Consider the following 17,730-nt stretch of genomic DNA (forward strand, 5'->3'; position numbering starts at 1 on the left):
ACACAAAGGGTGGCGCCCCTCAAGCATAGAAGCCTCGTCCCGCTCCGGGTTGCCACAAAGGTTGCAAATCGTGCCACGGCTGGGGCACACTGTGCACCGTGAAATCCCTTGCCCCGTCTCATGATTCCCCTGTGCAACCGCTTGTCGCCGCAGGCGCACCGGCCGCTACGCCCATTGCGTTTGTGCGCGCCATTGCATTGGCTTACGAAAGAAGGGGCCTGAGCCCCCACCGCGCACTGGCCCAGGCACAAATTGCGCCGCAGCTGTTGCAAGACGACAGCGCCCGCATCACCGCCTGGCAGATGGAGCAGATCTCTGATGCCGCCATGCAAGAGCTGGACGACGAAGCCCTGGGCTGGTTCAACCGCCGCCTGCCCTGGGGCAGCTACGGCATGCTGGCGCGCGCGTCCATCAGCTCGCCCACACTGCAGGTCGCCCTGGCCCGCTGGTGCCGCCACCACGGCCTGCTGGCGGACGACATTGCGCTGCACATCACTACCCAGGGCGAGACCGCCACCCTGGCGATCACCGAGGCCCGCGACCTGGGCGCGCTGCGCGAGTTCTGCCTGGTATCCGTGCTGCGCAATGCCCACGGGCTGGCGTGCTGGCTGGTGGACTCGCGCATCCCGCTCATCGCCGCCGAGTTTGCCTTTGATGCGCCACCGCATGCCGATGCCTACGCCGTGCTGTTCCGTGGCCCCGTCACCTTCCACGCGCCGCGCACGGCTCTGCACTTTGACGCCCGCTACCTGAACCTGCCCCTGCGCCGCGACGAACAGGCCCTGCGCCAGATGCTGCAGCACGCCCTGCCGCTGACGGTGCTGCAGTACCGACGCGACCGCCTGCTGGTGCAGCGCGTGCGCCAGCTGCTGGCCGCGCCCCTGCCTGGGCAACCTGCCCACGCCCTGCCCCAGCACAGCGCCGAATCGCTGGCCGCGCTGCTGCATGTTTCACCCCGCACGCTGCACCGGCAACTGAAGGAAGAAGGCGCCACGCTGCAGGGCCTGAAGGACGACGTGCGCCGCACCCGCGCGGTGGAGCTGCTGCACCGCACCCAGCGCCCCATCAAGCAGGTGGCCGAGGCGGCGGGGTTTGTGAACGAGAAGAGTTTTATCCGGGCGTTTCGGGGGTGGACAGGGCAGTCGCCGGCGGAGTTTCGGAGGGTGGTGAGGGTGTAGGGAACGTGAGGGCGAGCGTTTTGATGAACGCCAGTCAGCCAGATCAGTTTCTCCTCGCGACCCTGAGGACTCCTCGGCCTCGTACAAAAGCAGTCTTTGGGACAGGGTCGAGCCACGGACCCGAGCCCTCCCATCCTCAGCTCAGGCCGTCGGCCCTGGTGTGCGGGCCACATTCATCAGCCAGCACACCATGGCGAAGTAGCCGACCAGCGTGAGCACTTCAACCAGCATCGATTCGCCCCATACCCTTCGCCCCTCATTCCAGGTTTCCTCGCTCAGGCGGTGCCGGCTGAGGAGCTCACTGGCAACCGTGCGCGCCAGCACGAGGTCGGCACGCAGGTCGGACGGCGAAGGCTCGCCGGCGTCCAGTGCAGCCAGCGCCGCTGCCGGGACCCCGGCGGCTGCAGCGAGCGGCAGGTGCATGTCCCACTCGAAGGCGTTGGAGAGTTCACGCGCAACGACGCAGATCGTCCATTCGCGCAGCGCGGCGTCGAGCGTGCCTTCGTAGCGCAAAGTTTCACCCACCTTGGCCACTGCACGCAGCAGCGGCGGGCGATGTAGCAGCGGGCGGAAAGGGCCATACACGCCACGGCGGGGTCCGTTGATCAGCTCGTCGGCTGCATCCTGCTGCGCCGCGTCCAGGGTCGCCGGCGGTCCCAGGCGCTCAGGCTGGCCTGCTTCGGGAAAGGCCCGGGGGGATGTCATCGAGGGAACAACTTTCATGGCAAGTGCTTGGTCAGGGTTGAGGGAGGAGGATTGCTGTCTCGCCACAGCCAGGCGGCTGAAACTATCAGCAGCACCGTGGCTGCGGCGTTGGCCCATGCCAGCGCGTCCCAGCCAGCGACGAGGCCAGGGCCGATTGCACGCACCAGAAGCGGCCCCAGGATCTGGCCGGCTGCAAAGGCGACCGTCATGCGGGACAGCAGCGGCGTCGGGTTGTTCGGCAGCCGCTCGCGCGCCAGCTGCAGGCCGGCCATCGTCGCGACCATGAACGTGCCGCCCACGAGCACGGCGCTGGCGGCCAACGCCCACAGCGACGGCGTCGCCAGCGGCAGGGCCGTGCCCAGCGCCATCGTTCCTTGCGCCAGCGCCCAGACGCGCCTGCGCGGCCAAGCCGAGAGGTAGCGCGCTGCCGCCATGACAGACAGGGCCGCCGCGAGCCCGAACAGAGGCCAGGTGAGGCCGAACACCAGCGGGTCGGCAACCTGCTGCCGCGCCATAGCGGGCAGGAAGGTCGCCGGCACGATGTAGCCGAAACCAAAGGTGCCGTAGCACAGCACGAGAGGCAGATTCCCTTGGGTAGCGGTTCTTGGGGACGGTGCTGGCGGGGGCGCCGCAGCTGCAGTCCCAGCCGTGGCTGCGTGCTGCTGCAACTTCCATCCCACAAATAGCGCGCCGCCTGCGGCGAGCAGCCCCATCTCCAGCCACAGCCATTGGGCCGGCTGCGGCCCACCGAGCCAAGCGAGCGTGCCTGCCAGCGCAATGCCAAGGCCCACGCCGACGTAGATCCAGGCGCCGAGTTGCGGTGCCTGTCGCCGGGCCAGCTCCGCCAGGCCCCAACCGCTCGTGCAAACCAGCGCCCAGGCACTGAACACACCCGCGGCGCCGCGCAGCAGCGCGCCCATCCAAGGGGGCGAACCGTGGCCGGTCCCTGCGATGGCCAAGGTTGTCAGCGCGACACCGACCAGTGCCAGCTGCAGACCGCGTCGTGGATTGCGTGAGAACCAGGCTGCGGTCAGCGCCCCGAGCAAGTAGCCGATGTAGTTTGCAGCCGCCCATTCCGCGCCTGCGGCCACCGTGAGGGTGCCGTCGCGCAGCATCAGCGGCATCAGCGGCATCAGCGGCGTGAAGGCGAAACGGCCGATACCCATGGCAACCGCCAGCGCAACGATGCCGCTGCTGACGATGAGCCAGTGCATGCGGTCGGGCTGAACGGTATCGGAAGGTGGAGTGTCCATCGTGGGCCGTATTGGACACCCCCAATAGTGCGTTGAATACTGAATTATTGAGAAGTAAACTTCTCAAAATGAGAATGATGAATCTCGAAGACCTGGACATTTTTCGCTGCGTGGTCAGGGAAGGCGGGGTGACTCGGGCGGCCAGCCAGCTCCACCGCGTTCCTTCCAACGTCACCACCCGGATCAAGCAGTTCGAAGCGCGCCTGGGTGTCACGCTGTTCAAGCGCCAGGGTCGGGGCCTGGTGCTGACCGATGCCGGCCGCACTCTGCTGGGCCACGCCGAGCGGCTGCTGCAGATGGCCGATCTGGCCGAGCAGGAACTGTGCAGCGGCACCGTGCGTGGAGTGCTGAGGTTGGGGTCGTTGGAAAGCGCGGCAGGCGCCCGGCTCCCGCCTGTACTTTCTGCGTTCCACGCGAAGCACCCGGAGGTTTCTGTCGAACTGCAGACCGGTACGACCGGCACTTTGCTGCGCCGGTTGGAGCACTTCGAGGTCGAGGCCGCTTTCGTGTCGGAGCCCTTCGAGAAGGGGAGCCTCTCTTCGCGGCCGGCTTTCGAGGAGGAACTGGTCCTCATCACCGCCAAAGGTTCTCCGGCGTTGCAACGCCCGGCTGACTTGGGCGGCCGCACACTGGTGGTCTTTCCGCACGGCTGCTCCTACCGTCGCCGTCTGCACGAATGGCTGGCCGAGGGAGGCATTTCACCGGGGCGGGTGCTGGATTTGTGCTCCTACCACGCCATTGTGGCCTGCGTCGCTGGCGGCACGGGTGTGGCCATCGTGCCTGCGGAAATGCTCGATCACGCTGTGCTGGGAAGCGCGGTGCAACGCCATCCTCTGCCCTTGCGGCTACGGGTCAACTACACGCACTTGGTGTGGTCAGGTGAGGCCAGCCCGGCCCTGCAAGGGCTTATCGACCTATTGCCTTCGTCGCATGACGCAAGCAAAGGCGAGAACACCTTGCCGTTCACAACAGGCACAGATGCCAAAACGTCCAGACGAGAGAAAGAGCCGCGCTCATCGCGGGGGCGCAGCGTGAGCTGCGGACCATGGTGATTGGAGTGCCGTCAATGCATAGCTTGCTCGACGGGCGGCTTGCAGGGCCTTCGCTCGAACCTCCGCTCTTGACCGAAGCCCGACGCACCCTAAGCTGCGGGAAGTAACAGCCAGCCCGCGAAGCTAGACCGCCCCATGCTCCACCTCCACCACTGCGTCAGCGCCCGCTCCTTCCGCCCCCTGTGGATGCTCGAAGAGCTGCAACTGCCCTACACCCTGCACATGCTGCCCTTCCCGCCCCGGGCGCTGGCGCGCAGTTTTCTGGAGCTGAACCCGCTGGGCACCGTGCCGCTGTTGGTGCAAGGCAAGGCACCCAACGAGGTGCGCATGACCGAATCGGCCGCGATGTGCCAGTACCTGGCCGCCACGCACCCGGAAGCGGGGCTGGACGTGACGCCCACGCACCCCGCGTATGGCGCGTATCTGAACTGGCTGCACATGAGCGATGCCACGCTGACCTTTCCGCAGACGCTGGTGCTGCGCTATGGCCGCTTTGAGCCGGCGCAGCGGCAGCAGCCGCAGGTGGTGCAGGACTACACGCGCTGGTTTCTGGCGCGGCTGCGGGCGGTAGAGGCGGCGGTGGCACACAACGAGTATCTGTGCGCGGGCCGCTTCACGGCGGCGGATGTGGCGGTGGGGTATGCGCTGCTGCTGGCGCAGCACCTGGCGCTGGTGGAGCAGTTTGGCCCTGCCACGCAGGCCTACTGGCAGCGCCTTCAAGATCGCCCGGCCTACCAGCGCGCACTGGCTGCCCAGCACCAGGCAGCGCTGGCCCAGGGGGTTTCGCCGCAGCCTTCGCCCGATATCCGCCCTTGAAAGGCCTGCTGCAGAACCCTTACTTCAGCGCCCCAAACACCTTCTTCAGGATGGCGCTGCCCGCTGCCGCCGGATTCTGGCGCAGTTGCTGCTCTTGCTCGCCGATCACCAGGAACAGCCCGTCCAGCGTCTTGCCAGTGACGTACTGCTCGATGGTCGCGTCTTCCTTCTTCACCAGGCCAAAACCCGCGGCCTTGCCCGCAAAGGCGTTGTATTGCTGTGCCAGGCCCACTTTCTTGGTGGCCTGGGTGACGACGGGCAGAAACTTCTGGCCCAGCGGGGCGCGGGTTTTTTCAGAGAAGAACTGCGTGACCGAGGTGTCGCCGCCGGCCAGGATGTTCTTGGCGTCGGTCACCGTCATGCTGCGCACGGCGCCCACCAGCAGGTCCTTGCCCATGGGCACGGCGGCTTCGGCGGCGCGGTTGATCGAGGTTTCCAGCTCTTCGATGCGCTGGCCCTGGCCAAATCGCTTCATCAGCTTGGCCGCGTCGTTGAGGTAGCCCGGCAGCGGAATGCGCACCTTGGGGTTGTTCAAAAACCCGCCAGATTGGCCCAGCAAGCCCACAGCCGCCAGCGCGCCCTGCTCTAGCGCGGCCTTCACGCCGCTGCTGGCGTCGGCATTGCTGAGCTCACCCAGCGACAGGGCCTGCGCCCGCGTGGTGGCCAGGGCGATCAGTGCGGCAAGACTACAGGCCTGGAATTGGCGTCGTTGCATGGAGTGCTCCTTGAAGAAAAAACGGGAAACTCCCGAGTGTGCCGCGTGCGACCGTGGGGTTGTAACGGGCCGCTGACCGGGCGCCACCCGCAGTGTGGCCGCGCCACCGATGTCCCCTCTTCCTGCCCCACAGCGCGACAAAATTGCTCTGTAATAAATAGCTAAGGGCGCTTGCTACATAAGCGCTTGGGGCAGTTTTCATTGAAATTTCTTTTTTTCCAACGGCCTGCACCGCAAGCACTCTGTTTTTGATAGCTGCTCGCGCTTACTCCATAAGGGCTAGTGCCATTTTTGGCCTCAACTCAGCGGCTATCACCATCCACGTAGTACCAGCGCCCGGCCTCGCGCACGAAGCGGCTGCATTCGTGCAGTCGCACGGCGCGCCCGGCCACACGGTAGCGGGCCACAAACTCGACCTCGGCGTGGTCGGCATCCAGCACGCGGTGGCTGCGCACCGCAAGGCCCAGCCAGTGCGCGCCGGGCTCGAACTCCAGCGTGGCCGGGCGCTGGCTGGCGTGCCAGGTGGCCAGCAAATAGTCGCGCCGTTGCAACACAAAAGCGCTATAGCGCGAGCGCATCAACCGCTCGGCGTCGGGCGCGGGCGTGGCATCGAAATCCTCCACATAACGGCCGCAGCAGTCGGCGTAGACCAGGGCTTTTTGCCGGGGCGACAAAGCGCCGCAGGGACAGGGAGAGGCGGGCAAAAACTGGGGTGGGTGCGGGGTTTGGGGCATGGCAGACGGGCGGTGGAAGCAATCGGCGGGACAACCCTCTGATTATTGAATGCCGTCTGTGCAGCCCGGGGCCCCACGGACGCACCGAGATGAGCACATACAACCGCGCGCAAGTGTTCGCCTTGATCCAGACCATGCCACGCCGGTAGCCAAACCAAGAGAAAACCCCTAAGATGTAAAGTTGAGTAAAAAACTGCACTACTGCAACCTGCGCAGGTGCGGTGTTTTCAATCCTCCAAGGTGAAGTGGCTGACCCGCCTGCGGCGAGCGTCGTCGGATTGCCTTGCAGGTACCTACCCCCTCACCTGGAGTTGCCGTGTTTGATTTTTCTTCCTGGCGCGTGCGCACGCGCCTGACCGTTGGTTTTGGCGTGGTCTGTGTCTTGCTGGTGGCCTCGGTGGTCATGGGCCTGATGGCCATGGGCCGCATGGGTGCAGACCTCAAAGCCGTGGTCGCCGACCATTTCCCCCGCATCGTGGCGGCCACCAATCTCTCGACACAGATCGACGTCATCGCCATTGCGCTGCGCAACATGATGCTCAACGCCGACGCTGCCGACCGCGAGCGCCAGACCCAGGTCATTGCCCAGTCGCACCAAGAGGTCGTTCGGCTGTTTGACACCCTCGACAAAACGCTCCCCGAGCCCAAAGACCGCGCCCTGCTGCAACAAGTGAAGGAGCAGCGCGCGCTTTACCTGGCTGGCCAGGAAGAATTGCTGGGCTTCATCAGGAGCGACCAGACCGATCAAAGCCGCGAATACCTGGCCAGCAAGCTGCGGCCGGTGCTGGCCAGCTACAAGGCTTCCATCGGCGCGCTGGTGGAATCCGAGAAAAACGCCATCGTGACGGCCGGCACGGATGCACGGGATACCGCCGTGAACGCACGCAACACCCTCATTGGACTGGGCGTTACCGCCTTGCTGCTGGCAGCGGCCCTGGGCTGGCTCACCACGCGCAGCCTGGTGCGTGAGCTGGGCGGCGAGCCCCGCACTGCGGCCGATGTGGCCCGTGCCGTGGCCGGAGGCGACTTCACCCAGCCCATTGCCGTCAAAGACGGCGACACCACCAGCCTGATGGCCCAGCTTGCCGCCATGAAAGATGGCCTCGCCCAGGTGGTGTCGCAGGTGCGGCGCGGCTCGGAAAGCGTGGCCATGGCCAGCTCGGAGATCGCACAGGGCAACCAGGACTTGTCGGCCCGCACCGAGAGCCAGGCCAGTGCACTCGAAGAAACCGCCGCCTCCATGGAGCAGCTGGGCGCCACCGTGCGCCAGAACGCCGACAGCGCGGGCCAGGCCAATGCGCTGGCACGCAGCGCCTCGGACGTGGCCGTGCGCGGCGGCGAGGTGGTGGGCCAGGTGGTGCAGACCATGAAGGGCATCAACGAGAGCTCACAGCGCATTGCCGACATCATTGGCGTGATTGATGGCATTGCTTTTCAGACCAACATCCTGGCGCTGAACGCCGCCGTGGAAGCCGCTCGCGCCGGTGAGCAGGGCCGGGGTTTTGCCGTGGTGGCCAGCGAGGTGCGGTCCCTGGCCGGGCGCAGCGCCGAGGCCGCCAAAGAGATCAAGCAGCTCATCAGCGCCAGTGTGGAGCGCGTGGAGCAAGGCAGCGCCATGGCCGACCAGGCGGGCGAGACCATGACCGAGGTGGTGCAGAGCATTCGCCGCGTGACCGACCTGATGGGCGAGATCAACGCGGCCAGCTCCGAGCAGGCCAGCGGCGTGGCCCAGGTGGGCGAAGCCGTGACGCAGATGGACCAGGCCACGCAGCAAAATGCCGCGCTGGTTGAAGAGATGGCTGCCGCCGCAGGCAGCCTGAGCAGCCAGGCGCAAGAACTGGTGCAGGCCGTGGCGGTGTTCAAGCTCGATGCCAGCCAGAGCGGCGCCAGCGCTTACAGCACGCCCACAGCCCGCCCCGCACCCAAGGCTGCCCCGGTGCGCATGCCCGCACCGGCACGCAAGCCCACGGCCTTCAAGGCAGCGCCCGCCAAACCGGCCGCACTGCAAGCCCCCAATCCGCCAAAACCCGTCAAGACCGCCAGTGCAGGCGCAGAGGACGACTGGGAATCGTTTTAAGGCACCGGTTGCAGCCCGGCCCTGCGCGGGCGGGCTGCATTGCATTGCCGCACTGAAAGCCGGGAACCTGCCGCGCCAGCAGCGCCCGCCGCAGACGCGTCAAAGGCCGAGGTTTTTTCGGCCGAGCCCGCACGGTGCATCAAGACACCCCTGATCAAGGCGCAAAGCAAGGCCATGGCCCAACAGGCGATGGCGGGGCATTGACGGCACGGGTCCGGCGCGCTGTGGCGTGCAAGGCGGGCAGGGGCCATAGAGCCTCCGCCTCTCAGCCCAGCAGGGCGGGCAGCTCGCTCATGTGGGCAATGACGCGCACCGCCCCGGCGGCAAGCAGGGCCTCGGGTGCGCCGTGCCCCACCAGCGAGGGGCTGAAGCCCACCACCGTGGCGCCGGCGGCCACCCCGGCGGCAACGCCCGTCACCGTGTCTTCCACCACCAGACAGCGCTGCGGCGGCACGCCCAGTGCGGCGGCAGCGGCCAGGTACACATCGGGCGCGGGCTTGGTGCGCGGCATTTCGTGGCCGCTGAACACGTTGGCACCAAAGTACGGCGCCAAGCCCACTTTCTGCAGCTGCATTTCGACCTTGTAGCGGTCGGCCCCCGAGGCGCAGGCAATGCGCCCGCCCAGGCGCGCATGCACGGCGCGCACGGCCTCAATGGCGCCTTCGATCGGCTGCAGCTCGGCCTCCAGCAGCGCGTTGCGGCGCGCGTAAAACGCGGCCATCCAGGCGTCGGTCAGCGGCTGGCCGGTGTGCGCCTCGATGCGCGCGGCCTCGCTGCGCACCGTCTTGCCAATGAAGATCCGCATGCACTCGTCAGGCGCCAGCGCCCAGCCGGCCTCGTTCAGCATGGCGCACAGCACGCCATTGGTGATGGCCTCGCTGTCCACCAGCACGCCGTCGCAGTCAAACAGAAGGGCTTCGTAGTTCATCAACTTATCAGGTGTTTTTGGCCTCTAGCGCTTATGCATCAAGCGCTATTAGCTATTATATTTATAGCATTCAAGCCAGCGCGCGCTGGATGATGATCTTCTGCACGTCGCTGGTGCCTTCGTAGATCTGGCACACGCGCACGTCGCGGTAGATGCGTTCGACCGGGAAGTCGCTCACCACGCCGTAGCCGCCCAGCGTCTGGATGGCGGCGCTGCACACGCGCTCGGCCATCTCGCTGGCAAACAGCTTGGCCATGGCGGCTTCCTTGAGACAGGGGCGGCCTGCGTCGCGCAGCGCGGCGGCATGCCAGATGAGCTGGCGCGCGGCCTCGATCTGCGTGGCGCAGTCGGCCAGGCGAAAGCCCACGGCCTGGTGGTTGAAGATGGGGGTGCCGAAGCTTTCGCGCTCCTTGGAATACGCCAGGGCCGCGTCGAACGCGCTGCGCGCCATGCCCACGCTTTGCGCGGCGATGCCGATGCGCCCGCCCTCCAAAGCGCCCAGCGCGATCTTGTAGCCCTCGCCCTCGGCACCGATGAGGTTCTCGGCCGGGATGCGGCAGTGGTCAAAGTTGATCTGCGCCGTGTCGCTGCTGTGCTGGCCCAGCTTGTCCTCGAGCCGCGCCACCACGTAGCCTGGGTTGCTGGTGGGCACGAGGAAGGCGCTCATGCCCTTCTTGCCCGCGCCCTTGTCGGTGACGGCGATCACGATGGCCACATGGCCGTTTTGGCCGCTGGTGATGAACTGCTTGACGCCGTTGATGACGTATTCGTCGCCCTCTTTCACGCCCGTGGTGCGCAGCGCAGAGGCGTCCGAGCCCACATGCGGCTCGGTCAGGCAGAACGCGCCCAGCATTTCGCCACGCGCCAGGGGCGTGAGCCAGTCGCGCTTTTGCTGCGCGTTGCCGTAGCGCATGAGGATGGCGTTGACGGGGCAGTTGGTCACGCTGATGGCCGTGCTGGTGCCACCGTCGCCCGCAGCGATTTCTTCGAGTACCAGGGCGAGCGTGACGTAGTCGAGGTGGGCACCGCCCAATTCTTCGGGCACACAGATGCCATAGGCGCCGAGAGCGGCCAGACCCTGATGGGCCTCCTTGGGGAAGTGGTGTTCTTTATCCCAGCGGGCGGCGTGGGGCCACAGCTCGGTTTGCGCAAAGTCGCGCACGGCGTCGCGGATCATTTCCTGGTCTTGGGTCAGCAGCATCGTTGTCTCCGGGTGTATGGGTGTTTTTTGCGTGTCAAGCCCGCAGCCTCACCACGAGGCGAAAGGGGTGCCGTCGCGTTGCAGGAACTGGCCCTTGTGCGCTGGCGTGAGCCGCGCCAGCGTGGCGCGCATGGCGGCCACGCTCTCGGGCGCGGTGAGCGGGGCCTGTTCGCCCCCCATCTCGGTCTGCACCCAGCCGGGGTGAAGCGCCACCAGCGTGGCCCGTGGGTAGTCGTGCTGGGCGCTGGCCACCGCCATGTTGAGGGCCGCCTTGCTGACGCGGTAAAGCCAGGTGTGGCTGCTTGCCACGCCGCCGATGCGGCCCAACTCACTGCTGATGAAGGCAAAGCGCCCTTGCGCGGCCTCGACCAGCGGGGCGACCTGCGGAATGGCCTGCATGGCGCCCAGCACGTTGGTGTGCATAACGCGGTCAAATTGCTCGTGCGTGGGCGGCGAAAGCGCCGTGCCGTGGCCCATGACGCCCGCCACGTAGAGGGCGGTGTCGATTTTTTCGCCGTCCAGCATCCAGGCCAGGCCGCTGATGCTGGCGGGGTTGGCCACGTCCACAGTCAGCACGTTTTCCACACCCAGCGCCTGCAGGCGCTCGCGCCCGGCGGCATCGCGCGCGGTGGCCAGCACGCGGTCACCGTCCGCCACATACTGGCGCGCAAACTCCAGACCCAGACCGCGCGAAGCACCCAAAATCAGGACATTTGACATCAAATAGGCCTCTAACCCTTATGTGATAAGCGCGAACAGCTATCAAATAAATAGTAAACCGGGCACGACCCAACAGGTGCCCCGGTGCGGGAAAGTGCGTGAAGCGTTTCCGGGGCGCGGCCAGACCCGCTGGCGCCCTGCCCCGGTCGCCCTCAGACCAGCTCGACCGCCACGGCCGTGGCCTCGCCGCCGCCGATGCACAGCGTGGCCAGGCCCTTTTTGAGGCCGCGTGCCTGCAGCGCGTAGATCAGCGTGACCATGATGCGCGCGCCCGAGGCACCGATGGGGTGGCCCAGCGCGCAGGCGCCGCCGTTCACGTTGACCTTGTCGTGCGGCAGGTTCAGCTCTTTCATCAGCGCCATGGGCACCACGGCGAAGGCTTCGTTGATTTCCCACAGATCCACATCCCCCACAGCCCAACCCGCCTTGGCCAGCGCCTTCTGCGTGGCGCCCAGGGGGGCGGTGGCAAACCACTCGGGCTCTTGCGCGTGCGTGGCGTGGCCCACGATGCGCGCCAGCGGCTTGCAGCCGAGCTTGGTGGCTGTGGATGCGCGCATCATCACCAGCGCAGCGGCGCCGTCGTTGATGCTGGAGCTGGAGGCCGCCGTGATGGTGCCGTCCTTCTTGAAGGCGGGCTTGAGGCTGGCGATCTTGTCGAGCTTGACCTTGCCCGGGCCTTCGTCCACGGAGACCACGGTTTCACCAGCGCGGCTCTTGACCGTGACGGGGGTGATCTCGGCGGCAAAGGCGCCCGAGGCAGTGGCGGCCTTGGCGCGCTCGACGCTGGCCGTGGCGAAGGCGTCTTGCTCGGCACGGGTGAAGCCGTACTTGGCGGCGCAGTCTTCACCAAAGGTGCCCATGGAGCGGCCGGGTTCGTAGGCGTCTTCCAGCCCGTCGAGCATCATGTGGTCGAAGATGCGGTCGTGGCCCAGGCGGTAGCCGCCGCGACCTTTTTGCAGCAGGTAGGGGGCGTTGGTCATGCTTTCCATACCGCCCGCAACCATCACATCGTGCGTGCCGGCCAGCAGCATGTCGTGCGCAAACATGGCGGCTTTCATGCCCGAGCCGCACATCTTGCTGAGCGTGACCGCGCCCGCCTCCTTGGGCAAACCGCCCTTGAACGCCGCCTGGCGCGCGGGCGCCTGGCCCTGGCCGGCCATCAGGCAGTTGCCAAACAGCACTTCGCCAACGGCATCGGGTTGGACACCCGCGCGCTCTACGGCGGCGCGTATGGCGGCGCCGCCCAGGTCGTGCGCCGCCAGGGCAGAGAAGTCACCCTGGAAGGCGCCCATGGGGGTGCGCGCCGCGCCGACGATGACGATGGGGTCTTGTTGCAATGCGGACATGAGAAGGCTCCTTGAGATTGAGGGAATGCGCGGTGATCAATGGGCGGCGTGGTGGAAACGCCGCTCGGGGTCGTAGGGGAAAACGTCGTACACATGGCCCGCCTGGATGCGCTCTTTGTGCTGCTGCCAGAAAGCCACGTCCAGCAGATCGCCGTGGTGCTGCATGAACACGGCGCGCACGGCGTCGTTGCCCAGCAAAAAGGGGCCAAAGGTTTCGGGAAACACGTCGTGCGGGCCCACGGTGTACCAGACCTCGCCGCTCATTTCTTCTTCTTCGTTGCGCGGCGTGGGCACGCGGCGGAAGTTGCAGTCGGTGAGGTATTCGATCTCGTCATAGTCGTAGAACACCACCTTGCCGTTGCGCGTGATGCCGAAGTTCTTCCAGAGCATGTCGCCGGGGAAGATGTTGGCGGCCACCAGGTCTTTGATGGCATTGCCATATTCGATGACGCTGCGCTCCATCTGCTGGTGCGCGCGCGGGTCGGAAAGGCCGGTATCAAACGCTTCCTGCAGGTAAATGTTGAGCGGAATCATGCGCCGCTCGATGTACAGGTGCTTGATGATGACTTCCTGGTGCCCGTCGCCGTCGCGGTCGCTGATTTCGAGCTGGCTGGGCGCGAATTTCTCGATCTCGGTGATCAGCGCATCGTCAAAACGCTCGCGCGGAAACGCGACTTCGCTGTATTCAAGCGTGTCGGCCATGCGCCCCACACGGTCGTGCTGCTTGACCAGCAGGTACTTGCCCTTGATCTGCTCGCGCGTGGTTTCCTTGGGCGGCGGAAAGTAGTCCTTGATGAGCTTGAACACGAACGGAAAGCTTGGCAAATCGAACACCAGCATCACCATGCCCTTGATGCCGGGCGCAATGCGGAACTTGTCGGTGGAGTGCTTGAGGTGGTAGAGGAAGTCGCGGTAAAAAAGCGTCTTGCCCTGCTTGGCCAGGCCAAGGGCGTTGTAGATTTCGGCGCGGGGCTTCCTGGGCATGAGGCTGCGCAGAAACTGCACGTAGGCGCTGGGCACCTCCATGTCAACCATGAAGTACGCGCGCGCAAAGCTGAAGAGCATTTGCAGGTCGTCTTCACCAAACAGTGCGGCATCAATGAAAAGCCTGCCATCGTCGTCATGCAGGATGGGCAGGGCAAACGGCACTTCGTTGAAGCCGTTGATGATCTTGCCCACCACATACGCGCCCTTGTTGCGGAAAAAAAGGCTGCTGAGCACCTGGATCTGGAAGTTGGCGCGCAGCCTGACCTTGTCGAGTCTGCCGCGCATGGCGCTCACCACGCAACCGGCATCGCGCGGCAGGTCCACAAACTCCCGCTGGAGCTGAAAGGTTTCGACGATGTGGCACAGCGTTTCGTGCAGGTTTTCGCGCGTGGGATAAAAGGCCCGGTAAGTGGGCCGCGCGGCGGGCTCGTCGTTTTCGATGTATTCGGTGCTGACGGCGGGCCGTACAAAGATGAAGTCGTTGTGAAAATGCGTGCGGTGCAGGATCTTGGTGGTGACCGAGTTGAAGAAGGTTTCGGCCAGCTCGGGCTGGTGGTGGTTGACCAGCAACCCGATGTAGTGCAGCTTGACCTGGTGCCACACATCCATGGGTTGCGCGCCCGCGCTGAATTCCTTTTCGAGCCGTCGCACGCACTCCTTGACGCGCAGGTCATAAAACTCGATGCGCTCGCGCTGCGCCCGCTGCTGGCCGTGCCAGTCGGCGGTTTCAAAACGGTGCTTGGCCCGCGACGACTCGGTGCGAAACAGCCGGTAATGGCGGTTGAAACCGTCCATCATGGCCTTGGCAATGCCGTAGGCCTGGGGGGAATCGAGCCGCTGCGGAAACATGCACCGACCTGCGCAATTACTGCCGGCGGGCCGCCGCGACCCCTGCGATGGCGGCCTTGTAGAGCGACTCCAGACCCTCGGTGCTGTCCACGCTCATGTGCAGGTTGTTGATGAGCCCATCTTTAAGGCCATAGCACCAGCCGTGCAATGTCACCTTTTGACCACGGCCCCAGGCGTCCAGCATCACCGTGGTCTGCGCAATGTTGACCACCTGTTCAATGGCGTTGAGCTCGCAAAGCACGTCATGGCGCAACTCGGGGGCCGTCGCGGCAATCAGGTCACGGTGGCGGTCGCGCACGTCCTGCACATGACGAATCCAGTTGTCGGCCAGGCCTACGCGCGTGCCTTCCAGCGCTGCGAGCACACCGCCGCAACCATAGTGACCGACAACCATGAGGTGTTCGATGTGCAGCTGGTCCACTGCGTACTGGATGGTGGACAGGCAGTTCAGATCAGTGGGCACGACCACGTTGGCCACGTTGCGGTGCACAAATATCTCACCAGGCTCCAGGCCCGTGATCTGGTTGGCTGGCACGCGGCTGTCCGAGCACCCGATCCACATGTACTTGGGCTTTTGCTGGGCCAGCAGACCTGTGAAAAAGCCGGGGCGCTCGCGCTCCATCTGGGCTGCCCAGGCGCGGTTGTGAACAAACAGGTCGTCGATCGTTGAAGGCATGTTGTCCTTGATTCGTCAGGGGAGAGCGGAAACTCAGCAGGTCTCGGCAAACAGCTCGCGGCCAATCAGCATGCGGCGGATTTCGCTGGTGCCCGCTCCAATCTCATACAGCTTGGCATCCCGCCACAGGCGGCCCAGCGGGTATTCGTTGATGTAGCCGTTGCCGCCAAAAATCTGGATGCCGTCACCCGCCATTTTGGTGGCTTGTTCAGCGCACCACAGGATGACGCTGGCGCAGTCCTTGCGCACTTGGCGAACATGCTCGCTGCCCAGCATGTCGAGGTTTTTGGCCACAGTGTAGGCAAACGAGCGACCGGCCTGCAGCAGGGTGTACATGTCTGCCACCTTGCCCTGAATGAGCTGGAACTCGCCAATGCTCTGGCCAAACTGCTTGCGGTCGTGGATGTAGGGGACCACGTTGTCCATCACGGACTGCATGATGCCCAGCGGGCCACCGGTGAGCACCGCGCGCTCATAGTCCAGGCCGCTCATCAGCACCTTGGCGCCCATGTTCAAGCCGCCCAGCACGTTGGCCGCAGGCACTTCGACGTTGTTGAACACCAGTTCGCCGGTATGGCTGCCGCGCATTCCGAGCTTGTCGAGTTTTTGCGCAATGCTGAAACCTGGCATGCCCTTTTCGATCAGAAACGCCGTGACGCCACGTGCTCCCAGTTCAGGCTCGGTCTTGGCATACACCACCAGGGTGTCGGCATCCGGGCCGTTGGTGATCCACATCTTGTTGCCGTTGAGCAGGTAGTAGCCGCCCTTGTCCTCAGCCTTGAGCTTCATGCTGATCACGTCCGAGCCCGCACCGGGCTCGCTCATGGCCAGGGCACCCACATGTTCACCGCTGATCAACTTAGGCAAGTATTTTTCTTTTTGCTCCTCGCTGCCGTTGCGGTTGATCTGGTTCACGCAAAGATTGCTGTGTGCACCATACGACAGACCCACCGATGCGCTGGCACGCGAGATTTCCTCCATGGCCACCATGTGCGCCAGGTAGCCCATGGCAGCACCACCATATTGCTCGGGCACCGTGATGCCCAGGACGCCGAGATCGCCCATCTTGCGCCACAGATCCATGGGGAACTGATCGGACTGGTCAATTTCTGCCGCACGCGGAGCGATTTCTGCCTGGGCAAAATCGCGCACCGCGTCGCGCAATGCGTCAATATCGTCTCCCAGCTGAAAGTTGAGGCCTGGAATGTTGGCGGGAACGCTCATGAATGTCTCCTCGGATGGATGGAACGGTATGGTTTTTCAATGACGGATGTTTTCGCGGCCAGTGACTGCCATCAGCGTGCAGCCCATGGTGGCCACCAGCTTTTCGTGGGTGCCATCGAGCGCGTAGGCGCGCCCTTCGCAAACAGTGATGGTGCGGCCAGGCTTGAGCACCCGGCCCTCCATGCGAAAGCGCTCGCCACGGGCAGGCGCCAGAAGATTGATCTTGAACTCGATGGTGAGGACAGCAGCTTCTTCTGGCATCAAGGTCAGACCGGCGTAGCCACAGGCTGAATCGAGGGCGGTGGCCACCACGCCCGCGTGCAAAAAGCCGTGCTGCTGGGTCAGACCTGCGGCCCAATCCAGTTCAATATTCACAGCACCGGGAGCAACAAGACCGAGGCGTGCACCAAGGGTCTGCATGGCCCCTTGCAGCGCAAAACTGTCGTGAACCCGAGCGACGTAGCCTGGCGCCTTGACCTCGAAAGGGGTTGTGCTCACACTCACTCCTGATTTACGTTTACGTAAACGTCAATTATCAACTATTTTTTCCATGGCTCGCAGCAATGCCCGCGCTTCCTTTTCATGCTCTTGAACTTCTTCCAGATTCGCCTGAAGGTCAGCCAGCTGGTCTTCGAGTTGCCGCCGGTGAACGACGAGAACATCCAGAAATTTCTGCAATTGCACACCGGTATCTCGCGGGCTGTCGTAGAGGTCAATGATCTCCTTCGCCTCGCTCAATGACAGGCCAAGACGCTTGGCACGCAACGTTAGACGCAGGCGCGTGCGGTCCCGCGCGCTGTAAACCCGGCTGCGACCCGCAGGTCCATTGCGCTCGGGCTGCAATAGACCCATATCTTCATAAAAACGAATGGCGCGCGTGGTGAGATCAAACTCTTTGGCAAGATCACTGATGGTGTAGGTGTGAGCCATGGTGGCGCAGCATTGCAGTGCCGCTTTGGGCAGGAAACTTCCTGCTGCAAACGATGGCCACTGTGCAACGCTGTCTGACGTTTACGTTAACGTCAATAGTACCGCAACTTGCACCATAGGCGATCTGACTACCACTGCCGCCTCTTTCAAATACACGCTGGCGTAAACGGCGCCAGCATGAACACCACCGCTTGGTCGATCTAGCGGCCAGCGACCTGAGCTCCCACGGCGATACGGGGTAAAGCAGACTCACCGGATACGACGTTTGCCGGGTAACTTGGCAGGTATTGAGTTTGGTGCGCGGTGTTTTGGCAATTCCAAAGCAGAAACGCCCCCTTC

General features: G+C 64.6%; 17 protein-coding genes. 4 read left to right on the plus strand and 13 right to left on the minus strand.

Annotated features, from left to right (window positions below):
- Nucleotides 1-131 precede the first annotated feature (131 nt).
- Nucleotides 132-1,178 carry an AraC family transcriptional regulator gene (locus B7Y64_RS08415; protein WP_291328650.1) on the plus strand — a complete coding sequence of 349 codons (1,047 nt, stop codon included), beginning with the start codon at nt 132-134 and terminating at the stop codon, nt 1,176-1,178.
- Between the two features lie 141 nt (nt 1,179-1,319).
- On the opposite strand, the gene B7Y64_RS08420 is transcribed toward B7Y64_RS08415, so the two are convergent.
- Complete coding sequence (locus tag B7Y64_RS08420) at nt 1,320-1,901, minus strand: carboxymuconolactone decarboxylase family protein (RefSeq protein ID WP_291328651.1); 582 nt, start codon at nt 1,899-1,901, stop codon at nt 1,320-1,322.
- Entirely contained in the window at nt 1,898-3,097 is a 1,200-nt protein-coding gene (locus B7Y64_RS08425) for a YbfB/YjiJ family MFS transporter (RefSeq protein ID WP_291326272.1), read from the minus strand. The genes B7Y64_RS08420 and B7Y64_RS08425 overlap by 4 nt, the downstream gene beginning before the upstream one ends.
- A 116-nt stretch (nt 3,098-3,213) precedes the next feature.
- On the opposite strand from B7Y64_RS08425, the gene B7Y64_RS08430 reads away from it, so the two are divergent.
- Both B7Y64_RS08430 and B7Y64_RS08435 read left to right on the plus strand, forming a co-directional pair.
- Nucleotides 3,214-4,188, plus strand: a complete 975-nt coding sequence (locus B7Y64_RS08430; protein ID WP_291326270.1) for a LysR family transcriptional regulator — start codon at nt 3,214-3,216, stop codon at nt 4,186-4,188.
- A gap of 135 nt (nt 4,189-4,323) precedes the next feature.
- Nucleotides 4,324-5,004 carry a glutathione S-transferase family protein gene (locus B7Y64_RS08435; RefSeq protein WP_291326268.1) on the plus strand — a complete coding sequence of 227 codons (681 nt, stop codon included), beginning with the start codon at nt 4,324-4,326 and terminating at the stop codon, nt 5,002-5,004.
- Nucleotides 5,005-5,023: 19 nt separating this feature from the next.
- Here B7Y64_RS08435 and B7Y64_RS08440 read toward each other — a convergent pair whose 3' ends face one another.
- Together B7Y64_RS08440 and B7Y64_RS08445 are read right to left on the minus strand one after the other, a co-directional pair.
- Entirely contained in the window at nt 5,024-5,719 is a 696-nt protein-coding gene (locus B7Y64_RS08440) for a DUF4197 domain-containing protein (protein WP_291326266.1), read from the minus strand.
- 302 nt (nt 5,720-6,021) lie between these two features.
- Entirely contained in the window at nt 6,022-6,453 is a 432-nt protein-coding gene (locus tag B7Y64_RS08445) for a YchJ family metal-binding protein (RefSeq protein ID WP_024814007.1), read from the minus strand.
- 316 nt (nt 6,454-6,769) lie between these two features.
- On the opposite strand from B7Y64_RS08445, the gene B7Y64_RS08450 reads away from it, so the two are divergent.
- On the plus strand, nt 6,770-8,530 hold the full coding sequence (locus B7Y64_RS08450) for a methyl-accepting chemotaxis protein (RefSeq protein ID WP_291328652.1): 1,761 nt from the start codon (nt 6,770-6,772) through the stop codon (nt 8,528-8,530).
- Nucleotides 8,531-8,795: 265 nt separating this feature from the next.
- Here the strand turns inward: B7Y64_RS08450 and B7Y64_RS08455 are convergent, their stop codons facing one another.
- The 9 genes from B7Y64_RS08455 to B7Y64_RS08495 all read right to left on the minus strand — a co-directional run bounded on the left by B7Y64_RS08455 (nt 8,796) and on the right by B7Y64_RS08495 (nt 17,391).
- On the minus strand, nt 8,796-9,458 hold the full coding sequence (locus B7Y64_RS08455) for an HAD family phosphatase (RefSeq protein ID WP_011806863.1): 663 nt from the start codon (nt 9,456-9,458) through the stop codon (nt 8,796-8,798).
- A 70-nt stretch (nt 9,459-9,528) separates the two neighbouring features.
- Nucleotides 9,529-10,659, minus strand: a complete 1,131-nt coding sequence (locus tag B7Y64_RS08460; RefSeq protein ID WP_291326262.1) for an acyl-CoA dehydrogenase family protein — start codon at nt 10,657-10,659, stop codon at nt 9,529-9,531.
- A 48-nt stretch (nt 10,660-10,707) separates the two neighbouring features.
- A complete protein-coding gene (locus tag B7Y64_RS08465; protein ID WP_024814004.1) occupies nt 10,708-11,379 on the minus strand; it encodes an SDR family oxidoreductase in 672 nt (223 codons plus the stop codon).
- 152 nt (nt 11,380-11,531) lie between these two features.
- On the minus strand, nt 11,532-12,725 hold the full coding sequence (locus B7Y64_RS08470) for an acetyl-CoA C-acyltransferase (protein ID WP_024814003.1): 1,194 nt from the start codon (nt 12,723-12,725) through the stop codon (nt 11,532-11,534).
- Nucleotides 12,726-12,761: 36 nt separating this feature from the next.
- Nucleotides 12,762-14,561, minus strand: a complete 1,800-nt coding sequence (aceK, locus tag B7Y64_RS08475; protein WP_291328653.1) for a bifunctional isocitrate dehydrogenase kinase/phosphatase — start codon at nt 14,559-14,561, stop codon at nt 12,762-12,764.
- Between the two features lie 16 nt (nt 14,562-14,577).
- A complete protein-coding gene (gene can, locus B7Y64_RS08480; protein WP_291328654.1) occupies nt 14,578-15,237 on the minus strand; it encodes a carbonate dehydratase in 660 nt (219 codons plus the stop codon).
- A gap of 33 nt (nt 15,238-15,270) precedes the next feature.
- On the minus strand, nt 15,271-16,461 hold the full coding sequence (locus B7Y64_RS08485) for an isovaleryl-CoA dehydrogenase (protein ID WP_291328655.1): 1,191 nt from the start codon (nt 16,459-16,461) through the stop codon (nt 15,271-15,273).
- 36 nt (nt 16,462-16,497) lie between these two features.
- Entirely contained in the window at nt 16,498-16,881 is a 384-nt protein-coding gene (locus B7Y64_RS08490) for a PaaI family thioesterase (protein ID WP_291328660.1), read from the minus strand.
- Between the two features lie 108 nt (nt 16,882-16,989).
- Nucleotides 16,990-17,391 (minus strand): MerR family DNA-binding transcriptional regulator, encoded by a 402-nt coding sequence (locus B7Y64_RS08495; protein WP_291328656.1) that lies wholly within the window; start codon nt 17,389-17,391, stop codon nt 16,990-16,992.
- Between the last annotated feature and the right edge of the window lie 339 nt (nt 17,392-17,730).

The sequence above is a fragment of the Acidovorax sp. 35-64-16 genome, from assembly GCF_002281195.1.
GTDB lineage: Bacteria > Pseudomonadota > Gammaproteobacteria > Burkholderiales > Burkholderiaceae_C > Acidovorax > Acidovorax defluvii.

Bases quoted from the DNA above. Each gene is read 5' to 3' on its own strand.
- B7Y64_RS08420 (WP_291328651.1), bottom strand. From the start codon at position 1,901: ATGAAAGTTGTTCCCTCGATGACATCCCCCCGGGCCTTTCCCGAAGCA.
- B7Y64_RS08455 (WP_011806863.1), bottom strand. From the start codon at position 9,458: ATGAACTACGAAGCCCTTCTGTTTGACTGCGACGGCGTGCTGGTGGAC.
- B7Y64_RS08485 (WP_291328655.1), bottom strand. From the start codon at position 16,461: ATGAGCGTTCCCGCCAACATTCCAGGCCTCAACTTTCAGCTGGGAGAC.
- aceK (WP_291328653.1), bottom strand. From the start codon at position 14,561: ATGTTTCCGCAGCGGCTCGATTCCCCCCAGGCCTACGGCATTGCCAAG.
- B7Y64_RS08430 (WP_291326270.1), top strand. From the start codon at position 3,214: ATGAATCTCGAAGACCTGGACATTTTTCGCTGCGTGGTCAGGGAAGGC.
- B7Y64_RS08470 (WP_024814003.1), bottom strand. From the start codon at position 12,725: ATGTCCGCATTGCAACAAGACCCCATCGTCATCGTCGGCGCGGCGCGC.
- B7Y64_RS08460 (WP_291326262.1), bottom strand. From the start codon at position 10,659: ATGCTGCTGACCCAAGACCAGGAAATGATCCGCGACGCCGTGCGCGAC.
- B7Y64_RS08435 (WP_291326268.1), top strand. From the start codon at position 4,324: ATGCTCCACCTCCACCACTGCGTCAGCGCCCGCTCCTTCCGCCCCCTG.
- B7Y64_RS08495 (WP_291328656.1), bottom strand. From the start codon at position 17,391: ATGGCTCACACCTACACCATCAGTGATCTTGCCAAAGAGTTTGATCTC.
- B7Y64_RS08440 (WP_291326266.1), bottom strand. From the start codon at position 5,719: ATGCAACGACGCCAATTCCAGGCCTGTAGTCTTGCCGCACTGATCGCC.
- can (WP_291328654.1), bottom strand. From the start codon at position 15,237: ATGCCTTCAACGATCGACGACCTGTTTGTTCACAACCGCGCCTGGGCA.
- B7Y64_RS08445 (WP_024814007.1), bottom strand. From the start codon at position 6,453: ATGCCCCAAACCCCGCACCCACCCCAGTTTTTGCCCGCCTCTCCCTGT.
- B7Y64_RS08465 (WP_024814004.1), bottom strand. From the start codon at position 11,379: ATGTCAAATGTCCTGATTTTGGGTGCTTCGCGCGGTCTGGGTCTGGAG.
- B7Y64_RS08425 (WP_291326272.1), bottom strand. From the start codon at position 3,097: ATGCACTGGCTCATCGTCAGCAGCGGCATCGTTGCGCTGGCGGTTGCC.
- B7Y64_RS08490 (WP_291328660.1), bottom strand. From the start codon at position 16,881: ATGCAGACCCTTGGTGCACGCCTCGGTCTTGTTGCTCCCGGTGCTGTG.